Here is a 17,995-nt window from a genome sequence, read left to right as displayed (position 1 = left end):
AGTTGCTCCGAACCACCCTCTCGCCCGACAACGAGCGACCCCTCACCCGCTTTTGTTGGGGCCAGCAGGGGCAGCAGGGGCGGGGCGCAGGAACTGGCCGGCCGACGCCGCACCCACGCGCACCCCGCCGACCCACACGCCGGCGAGGCCCGCCGGGCTGCGCCGCGGGTCGTCGTACGTCGCCCGGTCGGCGTAGGCGCCGAGGTCGACGAGCTGCAGGTCGGCCGCGGCCCCGACCTCGATGCGGCCTCGTCGGGCCAGCCCGAACCGGTCGGCCGTGGCCGAGGTCATCCGCGCGAGGGCCGCGTCGAACGGCAGCACCCCCAGGGTCAGCGCCCGCGGGAAGGTGCCGTAGAGCCGGGGGTGCACGAATCCGGCCTCGCGCGGGAGCCCGTCGCTGCCGACGAGCGTGTGCGGCCACGCGAGGGCCTGCCGCACGCCGTCGGGGTCGGTGTGGAAGACGACGACGGTGAGCTGCCCGGCGGCCCCGACGACGAGGTCCGCGAGTGCGTCGAGGGGGTCTTGCGCCCGCGACGCGGCGATGGCGGCGACCGACAGCCCCTCGTACTCGGCCATCGTCGCGGGGAACCCCGCCAGGAGGATGCGGCCGGGCCCGACGGCGGCCCACTGGTTCTCGAGGGCGGTGGCGGGCCACGGGTGGTCGAGCCGCGCGAGGAGGGGCCGCCGCGTCGTCGGGTCGGACAGGAGCGCGACCAGTGCGCCCTGGGCGTCCGGCGGGAAGAGCGAGGCGACGGTCGTCGACCCGGCGTCGTACGGGTAGACGTCGGCCGTGACGTCGATCCCCTCGTCGCGGAGCGCATCGAGGTGGTCGATGATCGCCGGCATGCCGCCGGCGTTCGCGGGCCCGGTGACCTTGAGGTGGCTGATGTGGAGGCGAGCACCGGTGGCCCGGGCGAGGTCGGCCATCTCGTCGATGGAAGCGCGCAGGTGGTCGGCCTCGTTGCGGATGTGCGCCACGAGCAGGCGGTCGTGCCGTGCGGCGGCGGTCGCCAGCGCGAGCAGCTCGTCGCGGGTGGCCTCGTCACCCGGTGCGTACATGAGGCCGAGCGAGATGCCGGCTGCGCCTGCGTCGAGGGCTGAGGCCGCAGTTCCTGCGATCGCATCGACTTCAGCCGCTGTGGCCGGGCGGCGTTCGAATCCGAGGGCGGCGGCTCGCAGCGGAGCATGAGGCACCAGCGCCACGGTGTTGACGGCTCGGGCCTCGGCGGCGATCTCGGCGAGATAGTCGCCGAACGTGGGCCAGTGGCGGTCGGGGAACGGCCCGAGCACAGGCGTCGCGCTCTCGGCGAGGCCGGGCGACGACGGTGCGACGCCGAGCCCGCAGTTGCCGAGCACAGTCGTCGTGACGCCCTGGCCGGTCTTGGGGTCGAGGCCGCCGGGGCGGAACAGCGCGGCGTCGTCGTGCGAGTGCGCGTCGATGAAGCCCGGGAGCATCGCCCGGCCGGACGCGTCGACGACCTCGGCGCCGACGGGTGCCGGTGCACCTGCTTCGACTGCCGTGATGAGGCCGGCCTCGACGACCACGTCGGCCGGTCTGCTCGGCGCGCCGGTGCCGTCATGGACCGTCGCGCCGCGGAAGACCGCTACTCGAACCGCTGCCACGTCGGCTTGTTGGCGTACGTGTAGTCGTAGTAGTCGCGCAGGGTGAGCCGGGCCGCCGCCGCCTCGTCGACGACGATCGTCGCGTGCTCGTGGAGCTGGAGGGCCGACCCCGGGCACATCGCCGAGAGCGGTCCCTCGACCATCGCCGCCACCGCATCGGCCTTGGCTGCCCCCTGCGCGACCAGCACGACGCGCTTCGCCTCGAGGATCGTGCCGAGCCCCTGCGTGAGGCAGTGCGTGGGAACGTCGGCGGGATCGTCGAAGAAGCGGGCGTTGGCTTCGCGGGTCGACGGGGCCAGAGTCTTGATGCGGGTGCGCGAGGCGAACGACGACGAGGGCTCGTTGAAGCCGATGTGGCCGTTCGCGCCGATCCCGAGAATCTGCACGTCGATACCGCCGGCAGAGCGGATCGCCTCGTCGTAGTCGCGCGTCGCCGCCTCGATGTCGGAGGCTCGCCCGTCGGGGACGCGGACCCTCGACGGGTCCATGCCGAGAGGCCCGACGACGTCGCGGGCGATGACCGACGCGTAGGACTCCGGATGGTCGAGCGGGATTCCGACGTACTCGTCGAGCGCGAAGCCCGACGCTCTCGACAGATCGAGGTCGCCGGCGTCGACCAGCGCCGCGAGCGACTCGTAGATGCCGAGCGGCGACGAGCCGGTCGCGAGCCCCAGGACGGCCTCGGGCTTCTCGCGCGACACCCGCGCGATCAGGGCCGAGGCCGTGCGGCCGACCTCGGCGGGGGTCGGCTTGACGATGACCTCCACGCGCTACTCCGCGATGTTCGCGACGAGCTCGGCGATGAACGCCGCGCGCTCCTCGCGAGTGGACGGACGACCGGGAACCCCCGGACGCATCTGCCACGGCAGCGGCCCCGACGCCTTCCGGTACTCCACGCCGATCGCGTCCAGCCGGGCCAGGTGCGCCTCGAGGCGCGGCTCGAACTCGGCGAAGTCGCGATCGCCCTCGGTCCAGACGGCCTCGGCGAGCGCGCACAGGCGAGGGAAGACGAGGTAGTCGACGGTGCGGGGCGAGTCCATGTGCTCGGTCCAGATGTTGCCCTGGCCGCCGAGCACGTGGGCGGCCTCGTCGGCGGTGAGCTGCGCGGGGACCGGCTCGAACGCGTAGACGTCGGCCACGGTGAGCGGGATCGAGACGGGGATGGGCTCGTCGGGGTCGGTCGACTGGCGGTAGTCAAGGTAGACCTGGTCGTCCGGGCAGGCGACGACGTCGTGACCGCGCTTCGCCGCCGTGACGGCACCCGTCATGCCGCGCCACGAGGCGACGATCGCCGACTCCGAGATCTCGCCCTCCAGGATCTCGTCCCAGCCGTAGATGCGGCGGCCCTTCGCGGTGATGTGCGCATCGAGCTCGCCGATGAACCAGGTCTGCAGCTCGGCCTCGTCGGTGAAGCCGCGCTCGCGCATGATCTCCTGCGTGCGCGCGTCGGCCTTCCAGGCGTCGCGCGGGCACTCGTCGCCGCCCACGCCGATGATCGGCGACGGGAAGAGGTCGAGGATCTCGTCGAAGACGTCTTTGTAGAAGTCGACGGTCGACTGCTCCATGTTGAGCACGTCGTGGATGATGCCCCAGGCGGGGTAGACGTCGAGCTGCTTCGACGGGTCGAGGCCGAGCTCCGGGTACGCGGCGATGGCGGCCTGGCTGTGGCCGGGCACGTCGATCTCGGGCACGACCTGGATGTGGCGGGCGCTCGCGTAGGCGACGACCTCGCGGATGTCGGCCTTCGTGTAGAAGCCGCCGTGCGGGCGGTTGTCGAAGGTGGCGTCGGGGCCCGCGCCGACCTGCGAGTTCTTGCGCCACGACGCGACCTCGGTGAGGCGCGGGTACTTGTCGATCTCGATGCGCCAGCCCTGGTCCTCGGTGAGGTGCCAGTGGAGCACCGACAGCTTGTGCATCGCCATCAGGTCGATGAAGCGGAGCACGTCGTGCTTCGGCATGAAGTGCCGGGCCACGTCGAGCATCGCGCCCCGCCAGCCGAATTTCGGGGCGTCGACGATCGTCACGGCCGGGAGGGTCCAGGCCACGCCCTCCACACGGGCTCGGCGGTACGACTCGGCGGGCAGGAGCTGCAGCAGCGTCTGGATGCCGTGGAACACGCCGGCCGCATCGCCGCCCTGCACGACGACGCCGTCGACGGTGACCTCGAGGCGGTACTCCGACGCGCGGAGGTCGGCGGCGAGGCCGAGCACGATGGCGCGGTCGGCGAGGTCGGCGTCCTTCAGCGGGAGGCCGGTCGACGGGCGGAGCGCCGCCTGCAGAAGCGCGGCCTCGCCGTCGAGGGCCTCCGGCGCGACCACGCGGGTGCGGGCGTCGAGGGCGAAGGAGCCGGTGCCCTCCACCAGGCTGGACGGACGGGGAACGAGTGAGATCGTCATCGGTACTGCTATCCCTTCACGGCGCCGGCCGACATGCCGGACACCAGATTGCGCTGGATGATCATGAAGAACACGACGACCGGCAGCGAGAACAGCACGGAGGCCGCCATCTGCCCGCCGAAGTCGGTGCCCGAGGTCTGAGTGGTGAACGACGCCAGCCACACCGGCAGCGTGTAGTGGCTCTGGTCCTGCATGAACGTGTAGGCGACGATGTAGTCGTTCCACGCCGCGATGAACGCGAAGACGCCCGAGGCGATCACGCCCGGCATGACCAGCGGGAAGAGCACCCGGGTCAGGACCTGCCACGTCGACGCCCCGTCCATCCGGGCGGCCTCCTCGACCTCCATCGGGATGGCCAGGAAGAACCCGCGCATGACCCAGATGGTGAATGGCAGGACGGCCGCGACGTAGGCGAGCATCAGGCCGACGTAGGTGCCGACGAGTCCGATCTGGCTGAAGATCAAGAACTGCGGGATCAGCAGGGCCGTCGCCGGCAGCATCTGGACGACCAGGATGACGACCATGATCGAGCGGCGCCCGCGGAACCGGAAGCGCGAGAGAGCGGCTGCGGCGAACAGGCCGAGCAGGATCGAGAGGACGACGGCACCCGACACGACGATCGCCGAGTTGCGCAGGTAGACGAGGAAGTCGCCCTGCGTGAACGCGACCGCGAAGTTGTGCAGCGTCGGGTGGTGGGGATAGAACTCCGGCTTGGACGTCATCGCCTCGGTACGGGGCTTGAAGGCCGTGTTGATCATCCAGTAGACCGGAAAGATCCAGACGATCGAGAAGACGACCGCGATCGTGTGGCTGATCCAGCGCGGGCGCTTGCGGCGACGCGTCGACTTCACCGCTGTCGGCGCTGATGCGGGGGCGTGGTCGGAGACCTCGTCGGTCGAGAGGCGGGGCGCGGTCGTGGTCACAGGTCTTCTCCCGAGCGGATCAGGTTGCGGATGTAGAACACGGTGAGGATCAGCAGGATCAGCGTCGTCACGACCGAGATCGCGGCGCCCTGCCCGAGATGGAACCCGACGAAGGCCGTCGTGAACGTGAAGACGCCGAGGGTGGAGGTCGCATCGTCGGGGCCGCCCTGCGAGACGAGCCAGATCTGGTTGAAGACGTTGTAGTCCCAGATCACCGAGAGGATCGTGACGAGCAGGAGGGTCGGCTTGAGGAAGGTCAGGGTGATCGTCTTGTAGACGCCCCACTCGGAGGCGCCGTCGAGACGCACGGCCTCCTTGAGCTCGGTGGGAATCTGCGTCTCGGCCGCGTAGAGGGTGAGAGCGATGAAGGGCACCGCCTGCCAGACGATGAGCATCCAGATCGACGCGTACGAGAGGAAGGCGTTGTTCGACCAGTCGACGTTCGTCATGTCGCCGAAGACGTGCAGCTGCGTCAGGAACCAGTTCATGACGCCGTAGCCGGGCTGGAACAGCCATTTCCACACCAGCGAGGAGGCGACGTTGGGCATGCCCCACGCGAAGATCAGGACGATCGTGACGACGTAGCGCATCACCGTCGACAGCCGTGTCAGGAGGTGCGAGACACCGGTGCCGATCACGATGCTGCCGGCGACCATCGCGGCCGTGAAGAGCACCGTGCGGATCAGCGACCACCAGAAGTCGGGATCGGTGAACAGCGACAGGTAGTTCGCGATGCCGACCGAGTCGTAGGCGCCGGTGTAGAGCGTGCGCTGGTCGTAGTCGGTGAACGAGGTCACGACCAGGTAGATGATCGGTGCGACGAGCACCGCCAGCAGGACGATTCCCGCCGGGCTGAGCAGCCACAGCGGCGCGAGGTTCCTGCGAGGCCCCTTCGCCGCTCTGCGGAGGCCGGGGTTCACGGTCGAGATGGCCATTCGGTGCCCTTCGGTCGATCGGTGGAGCGCGATGAGAGGAGACGAGCGGGGCGGCGCCGGAGCGCCGCCCCGGCCCGTCTACTTCGCGTTGAGCGTCTTGTCCGCTGCGGTGTCGAAGCTCGACGCAGCCGATTCAGGCGTCTTCGAGCCCGAGGCGACGGCCGAGAAGAGCTGATTGATGCTCTTGTCGCCCTCCAGGCCCGCCCACTCGCCCGAGGCCGGAGTGGCCTTCGAGTTGAGAGCCGCGTTGAAGAAGCCCTTGTCGATGTCGCTCAGCGTCGAGTCGGCCGCCTTGATGCCGTCGGTGCTGTTCGGGATCCAGCCGTCGTTGCCGTAGACCCACTTCGACTGGACCGACGGGCTGGCCGCGATCTTGGCCCACTGCAGCGCGAGGTCGGTGTTCTTCGACTTCGCCGCGATGCCCCAGTCCGAGCCGCCGAGCATGACGGGCTGCGTCTTGCCCGACTTTCCGGGGAAGGGGAAGGTGCCGATGTCGCTGTCCTTCAGCTTCGGGTTGGCCTTCTTGACGAGGTCCACGTACCCGTTGGTCGAGAGGATGGCGCTGGTCTTGCCGTCGGCGAAGATCTGCGTGAAGTCGGGGCTGTCGGTGTCGAGCGTCCGAGAGGCCTTCGACGAGTACGCGTTCTGGAACTCCTTGAAGTCGGCGAGACCCTGCTGCGCCTTCGAGTCGCCGAGACCGGCGGTCCACTTGCCGTCCTTCTCGGTGGCGATCTCTCCGCCGGCATCCCAGACGAACTGCATTCCGGCGTACCACTGCTGGCCCGGCAGGTAGAAGGGAGAGAAGTCGGAGGTCGACTTGTTGGCGGCCGCCACCTTGTCGAGGTCGGCGGTGAGCTCGTCGTAGGTGGTCGGAGCGTCGGTGACGCCGGCCTTCGCCCACGTCGTCTTGTTGTAGATGACCGCGCGGGCGCCGGCGAAGCCGGGCAGGCCGTAGAGCTTGCCGTCGACCGTGGCGGGCTCCGAGAGCCCGGTCAGCCAGGTCTGCCCCTGGGCGAGGTCCTTCTTGTACGGCGTGAGGTCGAGCAGCGCGCCGTTGGCGGCGTAGCTGGCGACCTGCGTGTTGCCGAGGTCCATGACGTCGGGCGGCGTGCTGGTGGCGAGCGCCGTCGAGATCTTGGTGGTGATGCCGTCCCACTGCTGGATCTGGACGTCGACCTTGGCGCCCGTCTTGGCAGTGAACTCCTTGTTGATCTCGGCGATGGTGGCGTCGGTGTAGTCGCCGGTCATCACCCAGACCTTGAGCGTCTTGCCGTCGCCCTTGGTGGTGGGCACCGACTGCGTGCCACCGCCGGAGGTGCCGGCGTTGCCGCTGCTGGAACAGGCGCTGAGCGCCACGACGGCGGCGAGGCTGAGGGCCCCGACCGCGGCGATCTTCGAAATACGCACTTTCTAACTCCTCGTGGTGAATGTGATCGGAAGGGAAGAGAACAGGTCAGGAGACGCCGAGCTCGGCCTGGAGGACGAGCGAGGCACCCCCCAGGAGGACGAGATCGGTGTCGCCGCCGGACGTGCGCAGGGTGAGACCCCGGCCGACGGCCGAGAGCGTGCGCGCCTTGACGGTGGCGAGGGCGGCCTCCGCGAACGGACCGTCGAGCAGGGCGGCGGGGCCCGACAGCACGACCTCGTTGAGGTTCAGGGCGCTGATCACCGGGGCGGTGACGATCCCCAGAGCTCGGCCCGCACTGCGAAGTGCGGCGTCGCGTTCCTGCGCCGGAAGACCTGCCACGCGGTCGCTGAGGTAGCGGGCGCCGACGACCGTCTCGAGGCAGCCGCGGCGACCGCAGGTGCAGAGGGCGCCCTCGCTGCCATCGGCCGACGAGTCGACGGTGACATGGCCCATCTCGCCGGCGGAGAACTGCTCGCCCTCGACGAGCGAGCCGCCGATGATGAGGCCGACGCCGACGCCGTGCTCGATCGTGATGACCATCAGGCTGAGGCCGGGCACGTCGCGGAAGGTGTGGACGCCGAGAGCGGCGACGTTCGCGTCGTTGGCGACCCGGACAGGCACGCGGAAGTGCTCCTTGAGACGCTGCTTCAGAGGCAGGTCGAACCACTCGAGGTGCAGGCCCTCGCGCACGACGCCCTGGTCGTCGACGATGCCGGGCGAGCCGACGCCGATGCCCAGGATGCGGCGGGTGGTCAGCGCGGCCAGGCGCTCGCCGAGTCGGATGACCCGGGCGATCGCGTCGTCGCCCACGGCGCCGTCGATCTCGAGCTCGGCGCGGTCGACGACCTCGCCTCGGAGGTTGACGACGGCTCCGACGAAGCGGTCGGCGCTGGAGAGGTCGAGCACGATCATGTGGAACGCGTCGGCGTTGATCTCGACGAGGGTGGCGGGCTTGCCCACCCTGACGTCCGCGCGCTGGCCGATCTCGGAGACGATGCCGTCGGCCTCGAGCTCGGCGACGAGCACCGACACCGTCGGGCGGGTGAGGCCCGAGTGGCGGGCGAGGTCGGCGCGGCTCATGGCGCCGTTGTGGAAGAGCGCCTGGAGCACCAGCGAGCGGTTGTGCACGCGGTTGTGCTGCGGCAGCGCCTTGACCGACACCCGTCGGCGACGCGGTGCCTGCTCCACGATCTCGCTTGTCATTCTCTCGCCTCTCGAAGGCCCGGACGGGCTGGTTGTGTTAGTAAATTGCCCTTACAAACAAAAGTCAAGAACTCTTTTCGGATGTAACCGAGACGAAACGTGCCCGTGATTTGAAGGATTTGTGACGCGCGAATCTTGCGCGCCATCGGATTCGTAAGATTTACTAACAAACATGCACGCCTCGACCCGCCCTTCCCCCGGCGCCCCGCGCGGAGCCCGCCGATGAGGGCCGGCCTCGACATCGGCGGCACCAAGATCGACGCGGTGGCGGTCGACTCCGACGGCACGGTCACCGGCAGCCTCCGTCTTCCGACCGGTTTCGGCGAAGAGGAGGTCGTCGCGGGAGCCGCCGCCGCGGTCGAGGGTCTCCGCCGACTCACGGGCGCCTCGCTCGACAGCATCGGCGTCGGGATCCCCGGCCTCGTCGACCCGGCCACCGGGCGGGTGCGGCACGCGGTCAACCTCGGATTCCACGACACCCCCTTCGGCGAGGCGCTCGAAGCCCTCACGCACACGCCGGTCGCCGTCGAGAACGACGTCAACGCGGCGGCCCTGGGCGCCGTCCACCTCATGGGCCTCGAGGGTCCCGTCGCCTACCTCAACCTGGGCACCGGATTCGCCGCCGGCCTCGTCTTCGACGGAGCGCTCTGGCGCGGAGCCCGCGGCGTCTCCGGCGAGATCGGCCACATCCCCGTCGACCCGCAGCGCGACCTCTGCCTGTGCGGCCAGCGCGGCTGCCTCGAGACCGTCGCGGCCGGCTCGGCGATCGCCCGCCTCTGGCCCACCAGCCACCCCTACCCGGCGCAGGACCTCTTCCGCGCAGCCGCCGACGGAGACCCGCACGCCGTCGCCGTCAGCCGCCGAGTCTCCGAGGGAGTCGCGGCCGCCGTCCGCCTGCTCGTGCTCACGGTCGACGTCGAGCGGGTCGTCATCGGCGGCGGAGTCAGCCACGTCGGCGCACCCCTCCTCTCGGCCGTCCGTCTCGTGCTCGAGGAGTGGGCCGCCGCCTCGACGTTCCTCGCCTCGCTCGCCCTCCCCGACCGCATCAGCCTCCTGCCCGAGGGCCTGCCCGTCGCCGCGGTCGGCGCCGCCATGCTGGGGCGACCCTCCTCGGTGGTCCGCAGCGCCTAGCTTCGGGGCCTGACTCCGCCCGGCCCGGCCGCTGCGCTCCCGCGGGCCCGCGCCCCGTCGCGCCCGGCCTCGGGCCGTCGTGCCGCCCGCCGTCTTCCCCGCCCCGCCGCCGCCGCGCCGCCGCGCCGCCGGGCGCGCCCCACCGCCGCCGCGCCGCCGCCGCGCCGTCCCCGCCGAGATGGCCGCCGCCGTCGCCTCGCGACGCCCAGCCCGACGACGCGGGCCACCTCGCGGACCGGCACGCGCGCGACGCGGCGGGTGCTCGCCGTCGAGTGCGCAGTTCCTGCGCCGAATCGCCCCCTGAGCCGCAGATTCCACTCACCCGGTACCCGGCCCGACCTCACCCGCCGCGAGATGGCCTCGCGCGTCGGGTCGGGGCGACCGACCCGACGACGGCGGCCACCTCGGCGGCCCTACGGGCACCTCGCCCGCGCCACAGACCACCCACCTATCCCGAGATGGCCCTCCGGGTCGCCGCGGGGCCGGCGCCCCGACGACGACGGCCATCTCGCACCACCGCACCCCACCCATCCCGAGGTGGCCCTCCGGGTCGCCACGGGGCGACCGACCCGACGACGGCGGCCACCTCGGCGGCCCTACGGGTACCTCGCCCGCGCGACAGACCACCCCACCCATCCCGAGGTGGCCCTCCGCGTCGCCGCGGGGCCAGCACCCCGACGACGGCGGCCACCTCGCGCACGGCGAGGCGCGGCGGCGCGGCGCACGGTCCGGCGCCGCGGTGCACGGTCCGACGCGACCCGGAGCGCGCAGCTGGGCGCGGGCACGGCGGCGCGCACCCGCGGCCGGCCCGGCGCCGCGCGGGCACGCCGCGACGCACGCACCGAGCACGACGAAGGCCCCGCGCACCACGCGCGGGGCCTTCGTGCAGCGGAGCTAGAGCGCCGCGAGCGCCTCGTTCAGCGTCGCCGACGGACGCATGACTGCCGAGGCCTTGGCGTCGTCGGGACGGTAGTAGCCGCCGATGTCGACGGGGCTGCCCTGCACGGCGATCAGCTCGCCGACGATGGCCTCTTCGGCGCCGCCGAGCACTCCGGCGAGGCTGGCGAAGTCGGCCGCGAGATCGGCGTCGGCCGTCTGCTGCGAGAGCTCGTTCGCCCAGTACAGCGCCACGTAGAAGTGGCTGCCGCGGTTGTCGATCGTGCCGATGGCGCGCCCCGGCGACTTGTTCTCGTCGAGGAACGACGCCGTCGCGCGGTCGAGCGTGTCGGCGAGGATCTGCGCGCGGGCGTTGCCGGTCGTCGTCGCGAGGTGCTCGAAGCTGGCCGCGAGGGCGAGGAACTCGCCCAGGGAGTCCCAGCGCAGGTAGTCCTGCTGGACGAGCTGCGTGACGTGCTTCGGAGCGGAGCCGCCCGCGCCGGTCTCGAAGAGGCCGCCGCCGTTCAGCAGGGGCACGACCGACAGCATCTTGGCCGAGGTGCCGAGCTCCATGATCGGGAAGAGGTCGGTGAGGTAGTCGCGGAGCACGTTGCCGGTCACCGAGATGGTGTCCTCGCCGCGGCGGATGCGCTCCAGCGAGAAGGCCATGGCGTCGACGGGCGAGAGGATCTCGATCTGCAGGCCCTCGGTGTCGTGGTCGCCGAGGTACGTCGTGACGAGCGTGATGAGCTGCGCGTCGTGGGCGCGCGACTCGTCGAGCCAGAACACGGCGGGGGCGCCGGTGGCTCGGGCACGCGTGACGGCGAGCTTGACCCAGTCGCGCACGACGACGTCCTTGGTCTGGCACATGCGCCAGATGTCGCCGGTCTCGACCGCTTGCTCGAGCAGGACCGCGCCCGAGCCGTCGACCACGGTGACGGTACCCTCGCCGGGAAGCTGGAACGTCTTGTCGTGCGAGCCGTACTCCTCGGCGGCCTGCGCCATGAGGCCGACGTTGGGCACGGAGCCCATCGTGGTCGGGTCGAAGGCGCCGTGCGCACGGCAGTCGTCGAGCACGGCCTGGTAGATGCCGGCGTAGCTCGAGTCGGGGATGACGGCGAGGGTGTCGTGCTCGGCTCCGTCCTTGCCCCACATGTGGCCGGAGGTGCGGATCATGGCGGGCATCGACGCGTCGACGATGACGTCGCTCGGCACGTGCAGGTTGGTGATGCCGCGGTCGGAGTCGACCATGGCCAGCTCAGGCCCCTTGGCGAGGACGGCCTCGAAGGCGGCCTTGATCTCGGCGCCGTTCGACACCGAGTCGAGCCCGACGAGGATGGCGTTGAGGCCGTCGTTCGGGTTGAGGCCCGCTGCGGCGAGGTCGTCGCCGTACTGCTGGAAGACCTCGTCGAAGAAGACGCGGATGACCTGGCCGAAGATGATCGGGTCGGAGACCTTCATCATCGTGGCCTTGAGGTGCACCGAGAACAGCACGCCCTCGGCCTCGGCGCGAGCCATCTGCTCCTTGAGGAAGGAGCGGAGTGCCGCGACGTGCAGGACGGTGGCGTCGATGACCTCGCCCTGCGTGACGGGCACGGCCGAGCGGAGCACGGTCTTCGTGCCGTCGGCCGCCGTGAACTCGATCGAGACGCTGCCCTCGGCGGCGACGACCGTGCTTTTCTCGTTCGAGCGGAAGTCGTCGTGGCCCATGGTCGCGACGTTCGTCTTCGAGTCGGGAGACCAGGCGCCCATGCGGTGCGGGTGCTTGCGGGCGTACTGCTTGACGCTGGCGGGAGCGCGGCGGTCGGAGTTGCCCTCGCGCAGCACCGGGTTGACCGCGGAGCCCTTGACCTTGTCATAACGCGCGCGGACATCGATGTCTTCGTCGCTCTGCGGCTCGTCGGGGTAGTCGGGCAGGTCGAACCCCTGCGAGCGCAGCTCGACGATCGCGGCCTTCAGCTGCGGCACCGATGCCGAGATGTTGGGCAGCTTGATGATGTTGGCCTCGGGCGTCTTCGCGAGGGCGCCGAGGGCGGCGAGCTCGTCGGGTTCGACCTGCTCAGGCGTGAGGCGCTCGGGGAAGTGTGCCAGTATCCGTGCGGCGAGCGAGATGTCGCGGGGCTCGACCTCGACGCCGGCCTTGGCGGCGTACGCCTCGACGATGGGGAGGAACGAGTACGTCGCGAGCCGCGGGGCCTCGTCGGTCAAGGTGTAGATGATCTTGCTCATGCGAGTGGCGACTCCTTCGTTGGGCGGCCCGCCGCGGCTTGTGGCCCGGCAGAATGTCTTGATATCAAGATACCTTGTCGACCCGTGAGACCGCTGGCATCTCCGTCCACACTATTCGCTCGCCACCCCCTCGACGGAGTTATCCACAGGCGGGCGTAGGAACTGCGCTACGCCGCCACCGGGCTCGACGCCACGGGGCGCCCCGTGAGCCGCAGCGCCACCGCGTCCCCGAACAGGAACTGCTGCTCGACACCGTGCTGCACCGACACGATCGTGTCGTCGTCCAGGCGCACCGTCGTGCGGCGGAGCGAGCCGAGGAAGCTCGTCGATGCGACGGTCCCGGTGATGTCGGCCGGCGCGGCCTGGTCGAGGGGCACGAAGACCATGTCCTCCGGGCGGACGTAGGCCAGCACCTCCCCGTCGGGCAGCGTGGGGTCGATCGACGGCAGGCTGGCACCGCGCACCGTGATGGTGCCGCTCCGGAGCGTTCCCTGCATGCGGTTGCTGACGCCCACGAAGTCGGCGACGAACGGCGTCCGCGGCGTCAGGTACAGGGCCTCGGGGGTTCCGATCTGCTCGATCTCGCCGGCACGCATGACGGCGACGCGGTCGGCGACGGCGAGCGCCTCCTCCTGGTCGTGCGTGACGAAGACGGTCGTGATGCCGAGCTCGGTCTGGATACGGCGGATCTCCTCGCGGAGCGACACGCGCACCTTCGCGTCGAGCGCCGACAGCGGCTCGTCGAGGAGGAGCACGCGGGGGCGCGTGACGAGGGCGCGGGCCAGCGCGACGCGCTGCTGCTGGCCGCCCGACATCTGGTGCGCGTAGCGCTCGGCCAGGTGGTCGAGTCCGACCATCTCGAGCGCTTCGCGAGCCCGGACGGCGCGGTCAGCGGCCGAGACGCGGCGCATCTGCAGCCCGAACTCGACGTTCTGCAGCACGGTCATATGCGGGAACAGCGAGTACGCCTGGAACACCATTCCGATATCGCGCTTGTTCACGGGCGTCGACGCCACGTCGACGCCGTCGATGCGAATCGAGCCGGCGTTGATCTGCTCGAGGCCGGCCAGGGCTCGGAGGGCGGTCGTCTTGCCGCAGCCGGAGGGACCGAGCAGGGCGATGAACTCGCCGGGCGCGATGGAGAGGGACAGCTCGTCGAGGGCCCGAGTTCCTGCGCCCGGGTACTCCTTGACCACGCCGATCAGCTCGACGGTGGCGCCGTCGCCGAGGCGGGACAGGACGGGTGCGGGGCTGGTGGAGGTCATGGCTGGACCCTTCTGGGACGACGGCGGCGCGAGCCGGGGCTGGCGGCGCCGAAGCGGCCGATGATGAGGAGGATGACGAAGGCGAACACGAGGGCGGCGAGCGCGAAGATCGTCGCGACGTAGGAGTCGGTCTGGCTGATGAGCAGCAGTGCCGTCTGGAACGTGTTCTGGCTGAGGAAGGCGGCGATCGTGTACTCGCCGAGAACCACCGCGACCGTGAGGAACACGGCGGAGATGACGCCGCGTCGCATGTTCGGCAGAATGACGCGGTAGATCGCGACCGGCCAGCTGGCGCCGAGCGACCGGGCGGCCTCCGTGAGGGTGACCAGGTCGAAGGCAGCGATGTTCGTCGCGATCGGGCGGTAGGCGTAGGGCAGCACGATGATGCCGACCGCGAAGGCGAGGGTCCACGGCTGGCTGCCGAAGACGGCGGCGACCCGCTGGTAGACCGGCACGAAGCCGACGACGAGGACGATCGAGGGGACCGTGATCGGCAGGATGCAGACGAACTCGAGCACACGCCGCACCCTCGGGTAGCGGAGCTCGACGAGAAGCATCGTCGGCAGCAGGATCAGCAGGATGATCGCGACGGTGAGAAGGCAGATCAGGAGCGAGTTCCTGATTCCCTCGAAGAGCGGCTCGTAGCTGATGCCGAGGGCGGGATCGGTGTGGAAGATCGACGCGTAGTGCGCGAACGAGTAGACGCCGGGCTTGCCGCTGGTGCGGAGCGTGAACTCGAACATGGCGCCCAGCGGCACGAGGAAGACCAGGCCGACCGCGATCAGGATGATCAGGCGGGCCGCCTTGCTCGGCTCGGCCCCGACGCGGGGCGTCCTGCCCCGTCGGGGCGAGGGGCTGGGAACGGTGGTCGGCTCGACCGCGGTCGAGGTCAGCGGGACGGCGCTCATCGCTGCCACCTCGCGGCCCGGCGTTGGAGGAGCGAGTAGAAGAACATGACGACGACCATGATGACGAGCATTCCGAGGGCCAGGACGCCTGCCGTGTTGGAGACGCCGACGATCGTCTCGCTGGTGAGCTGCTGCTTGATCGAGAGCGGGACGATGCCGCCCTGGCTCAGGAGCGCGGCGGCCGTGGCGAAGGACGAGAAGCAGTTCGCGAACAGGAGCAGCACGCTGCCGAAGAACGCGGGGGCGAGGACGGGCATGGCGATCCTGGTCCAGTACTGGCGGCGGGTGGCGCCGAGGGTCGCGGCCGCCTCGCCCCAGGTGGACTTGAGGCCCTCCATCGCGGGCATGAAGGTCAGGACCATCAGCGGCACGGAGAAGTAGGTGTACGGCAGGATCAGGCCCGGGATCTTGTACAGCAGGGCCCCGTCGGCGTTGATGTCGAACCCGAAGGTGTTCTTGAGGTACAGCGTCACGATTCCCTGGAAGCCGACCGTCGCGATGAACGCGAAGGCGAGCATGACGCCGCCGAACTGCGCGAGCACGCTCGACGCGGAGTCGATGACCGTGCGCAGCATGCCCTCGGCCTTCGTACCGAGGAGGGCGAAGCAGACGAGCGCCCCGATGACGGCGCCGACGACCGCGCTGACGGCCGAGACCAGGAGCGAGCCCTGGAACGACTTGATGATGACCGGGTCGGTCAGCGCCTTCAGGTTGGCGAGGGTGAATCCGCCGTCGGCGCCGAAGAACCCGCTGGCGACCGCGATGACCGCAGGGATCGCCAGGAAGATGACGACGTAGGCGGCGAACGGCGTGAAGCCGAGCCAGGCCGCGCTCCGGCGCCGAGGGGCGGTGCCCCCGGCGCCGGTGCCGGTCTCGATGGAGGACGACGCGATCGACCCGCGAGCGCGGGGTCGTGCATCGGGAATCGATTGCGTCGTCATGATGGCTAGTTGACCGCCTTGGCCCAGCCGGCCGTGAGGAGCGCGGCGGCTTTGGTGGCCTGGTCGCTGGTCAGCTGGACGAAGTCGCTGGGAGCCTCGCCGACCGTGGCCAGGGTGTCCTTGTCGACCGTTCCGGCCTTCTCCATCGCGGCGAGAGTGGAGGGGTAGGCGCCGGCAGCCAGGTAGAGGTTCTGGACCTCGGGGGTGTAGAGGTACTCCTCCCACAGGCGTGCCGCGGCGGGGTGCGGGGCGTCGGCGTTGATGGCCTGGTTGTAGTACGAGCCGAGAGCCGTGCCCGGCAGGACGACCGTCTTCCAGTTCGGGTTGCCGGCCGAGCCGCCCGCGGGACCCCAGGCGAGGTTGTTGTAGCTCCACTGGAGCACGACAGGGGTCTCGCCCGAGTTCACCGTGGCCTGCGTGGGCAGGGTGGAGTTGAAGTTGCCGTCCGACTTGAGGGTCTTGAAGAAGTCGATGCCGGGCTGGATGTCGTCGGCCGAGCCGCCGTTTCCGAGCGCGGCCAGGTAGACGGCCGAGGCGGCCTCGTTGGCCTGCGTCGGGTCGCCCTTGATCGAGACCTTGTTCTTGTACTCGGAGCCGAGGAGGTCCTTGATCGACGTCGGGGCGGTCTTGATGACGCTCGAGTCGTAGCCGACCGACATGAGGCCGGTGTAGTCGTAGTACCAGGTGCCGTCGGCGTCCTTGAAGTCGTCGGGGATGTCCGACCAGTTCGAGACCTTGTACTTCGCCAGCAGGTCGGTGTTGTCGTTCAGGACGGCCGTGCCGAGGTCGAAGACGTCGGGAGCGGTCGACTGGCCCTTGAGCGACTTGGCCGCGGCGACCTCGTCGGCCGACGAGCCGTTCGGGTTGGCCGAGGTGATCTTGATGTCGGGGTACTTCTTCTCGAAGCCGGCGATGATCTTGCCGTAGTTGGCCCACGACGGCGGAAGCGTGATGACGTTGAGGGCGCCCTCGGCGTTGGCGGCCTTGACGAGGCCGTCCATGCCGCCGAAGTCGGCGGCGCTGGTGGCGGTCTTCGCGGTGGCGATCGCCGACGGGTCGGAGCCGGCGTTCGACGAGGTCGAGCAGCCGGTCAGGACGATGGCGACGGCAGCCGTGAAGGCGAGACCGGCGGCGATACGACGCGGTGTCGTGGAAAGGGCAGGCACTGTGAATTCCTCCAAGATCGCCGCAGGGGTCCGTGGTGCCGGACAGTAGGGATCCGCGGGCTGATCGGGGCAATGGTTGCCGTCCCCCGTTACGGGGACACGCTGGGTCGGTGAACGGTTTCCCAACACTCGGCAACCGTTCTCTCGCCCGGCCCGGGCCGTTCCGACCCCGCCCCTACGCTCGGACCATGATCGAATTGGCTGTCTTTGACATGGCAGGAACGACCGTCGACGACGGCGGCGCCGTGTACCGCGCCCTCGCCACAACCGTCACCGAAGCGGGGGCGACGCTCGATGACGCCGACCTCCAGACGTGGATGGGAACCGACAAGGTCACCGCCATCACAGCCCTCCTCCGCCTCGGCGGGGTCGAGCCTTCAGGCGCCCTGGTCGCCGAGCGCTTCGACCGCTTCAAGGACGCCCTCGCCGAGTCGTACCGCGACGAGCCGCCGGTCGCGTTCGACGGCGTGGCCGAGGCCCTGGGAGCCCTCCGCGCCCGCGGCATCAAGGTCGCGCTGACCACCGGCTTCGACCGCGACGTGGCCTGGGCGCTGCTCGACTCGCTGGGGTGGGGGCTCGCCCGAACCGCCCCTCAGCCCGGGGCGCAGGGCCCGACGGTCCAGGAGAGTGGCCCGCAGGGCAGTGGCCCGCAGGGCAGTGGCCCGCAGGAACGGGCCGTCGTGCTCGACGCCGTCGTGACCACCTCCGACGTCGCGGCCGGTCGCCCGGCGCCGTACATGATCCACCACGCCATGGAGCTCGCCGGCGTCGAGGCCGTCTCATCCGTCCTCGCCGCCGGCGACACCCTCGTCGACCTCCGCGCCGCTCGCAACGCCGGGGTGATCGCCGTCGGAGTGCTCACCGGAGCCCTCGGTCGCGCGGAGCTCGAGGCCGAGCCGCACGACTACGTCCTCGACGGCGTCGTCGACGTGCCCGGCCTCGCGGAGTGCCGGCCGGCGGAGCTCGTCGCCCGGTAGCGCGACGGAGGCCT

Annotated in this window: 14 protein-coding genes; 2 read left to right on the top strand and 12 right to left on the bottom strand. The window is 70.4% G+C overall.

What is annotated here, in order from left to right; all coding sequences use genetic code 11:
• Positions 1–42 precede the first annotated feature (42 nt).
• The 7 genes from EDF46_RS14565 to EDF46_RS14535 form a co-directional block, all read right to left on the bottom strand.
• Positions 43–1,623 carry an amidohydrolase family protein gene (locus EDF46_RS14565; RefSeq protein WP_123507012.1) on the bottom strand — a complete coding sequence of 527 codons (1,581 nt, stop codon included), beginning with the start codon at positions 1,621–1,623 and terminating at the stop codon, positions 43–45.
• Positions 1,605–2,390 carry a glucosamine-6-phosphate deaminase gene (gene nagB / locus EDF46_RS14560; RefSeq protein WP_123507011.1) on the bottom strand — a complete coding sequence of 262 codons (786 nt, stop codon included), beginning with the start codon at positions 2,388–2,390 and terminating at the stop codon, positions 1,605–1,607. Before nagB ends, EDF46_RS14565 begins: the two co-directional genes overlap by 19 nt.
• Positions 2,391–2,393: 3 nt before the next feature.
• A complete protein-coding gene (locus EDF46_RS14555; protein WP_123507010.1) occupies positions 2,394–4,019 on the bottom strand; it encodes a beta-N-acetylhexosaminidase in 1,626 nt (541 codons plus the stop codon).
• Positions 4,020–4,027: 8 nt separating this feature from the next.
• On the bottom strand, positions 4,028–4,942 hold the full coding sequence (locus EDF46_RS14550; RefSeq protein ID WP_199738286.1) for a carbohydrate ABC transporter permease: 915 nt from the start codon (positions 4,940–4,942) through the stop codon (positions 4,028–4,030).
• Positions 4,939–5,877: a carbohydrate ABC transporter permease gene (locus EDF46_RS14545; protein WP_123507009.1), complete on the bottom strand. Its 939-nt coding sequence runs from the start codon at positions 5,875–5,877 to the stop codon at positions 4,939–4,941. The genes EDF46_RS14550 and EDF46_RS14545 overlap by 4 nt, the downstream gene beginning before the upstream one ends.
• A 78-nt stretch (positions 5,878–5,955) precedes the next feature.
• On the bottom strand, positions 5,956–7,284 hold the full coding sequence (locus EDF46_RS14540) for an extracellular solute-binding protein (RefSeq protein ID WP_123507008.1): 1,329 nt from the start codon (positions 7,282–7,284) through the stop codon (positions 5,956–5,958).
• Positions 7,285–7,330: 46 nt separating this feature from the next.
• Positions 7,331–8,488, bottom strand: coding sequence for an ROK family protein (locus EDF46_RS14535; RefSeq protein WP_123507007.1), 1,158 nt, complete (start codon positions 8,486–8,488; stop codon positions 7,331–7,333).
• Positions 8,489–8,710: 222 nt separating this feature from the next.
• Here EDF46_RS14535 and EDF46_RS14530 point away from each other — a divergent pair, with 222 nt between their 5' ends.
• Positions 8,711–9,619 (top strand): ROK family protein, encoded by a 909-nt coding sequence (locus EDF46_RS14530; protein WP_123507006.1) that lies wholly within the window; start codon positions 8,711–8,713, stop codon positions 9,617–9,619.
• An 894-nt stretch (positions 9,620–10,513) separates the two neighbouring features.
• On the opposite strand, the gene EDF46_RS14525 is transcribed toward EDF46_RS14530, so the two are convergent.
• The 5 genes from EDF46_RS14525 to EDF46_RS14505 all read right to left on the bottom strand — a co-directional run bounded on the left by EDF46_RS14525 (position 10,514) and on the right by EDF46_RS14505 (position 17,004).
• Positions 10,514–12,724 (bottom strand): NADP-dependent isocitrate dehydrogenase, encoded by a 2,211-nt coding sequence (locus EDF46_RS14525; RefSeq protein ID WP_123507005.1) that lies wholly within the window; start codon positions 12,722–12,724, stop codon positions 10,514–10,516.
• Positions 12,725–12,891: 167 nt separating this feature from the next.
• On the bottom strand, positions 12,892–13,989 hold the full coding sequence (locus EDF46_RS14520; RefSeq protein WP_123507004.1) for an ABC transporter ATP-binding protein: 1,098 nt from the start codon (positions 13,987–13,989) through the stop codon (positions 12,892–12,894).
• Positions 13,986–14,897: an ABC transporter permease gene (locus tag EDF46_RS14515; RefSeq protein WP_123507003.1), complete on the bottom strand. Its 912-nt coding sequence runs from the start codon at positions 14,895–14,897 to the stop codon at positions 13,986–13,988. The genes EDF46_RS14520 and EDF46_RS14515 overlap by 4 nt, the downstream gene beginning before the upstream one ends.
• The gene (locus tag EDF46_RS14510) at positions 14,894–15,838 is read right to left on the bottom strand and encodes an ABC transporter permease subunit (protein WP_123507002.1); all 945 of its coding nucleotides are present in this window, start codon (positions 15,836–15,838) and stop codon (positions 14,894–14,896) included. Before EDF46_RS14510 ends, EDF46_RS14515 begins: the two co-directional genes overlap by 4 nt.
• Before the next feature lie 5 nt (positions 15,839–15,843).
• On the bottom strand, positions 15,844–17,004 hold the full coding sequence (locus EDF46_RS14505) for an ABC transporter substrate-binding protein (RefSeq protein WP_199738285.1): 1,161 nt from the start codon (positions 17,002–17,004) through the stop codon (positions 15,844–15,846).
• Between the two features lie 188 nt (positions 17,005–17,192).
• On the opposite strand from EDF46_RS14505, the gene EDF46_RS14500 reads away from it, so the two are divergent.
• Positions 17,193–17,981, top strand: a complete 789-nt coding sequence (locus EDF46_RS14500; protein WP_123507001.1) for an HAD family hydrolase — start codon at positions 17,193–17,195, stop codon at positions 17,979–17,981.
• Positions 17,982–17,995: the final 14 nt, after the last annotated feature.

The organism is Frondihabitans sp. PhB188 (assembly GCF_003752365.1).
GTDB lineage: Bacteria > Actinomycetota > Actinomycetes > Actinomycetales > Microbacteriaceae > Frondihabitans.
This window is presented reverse-complemented; position numbering and strand designations above follow the sequence as displayed.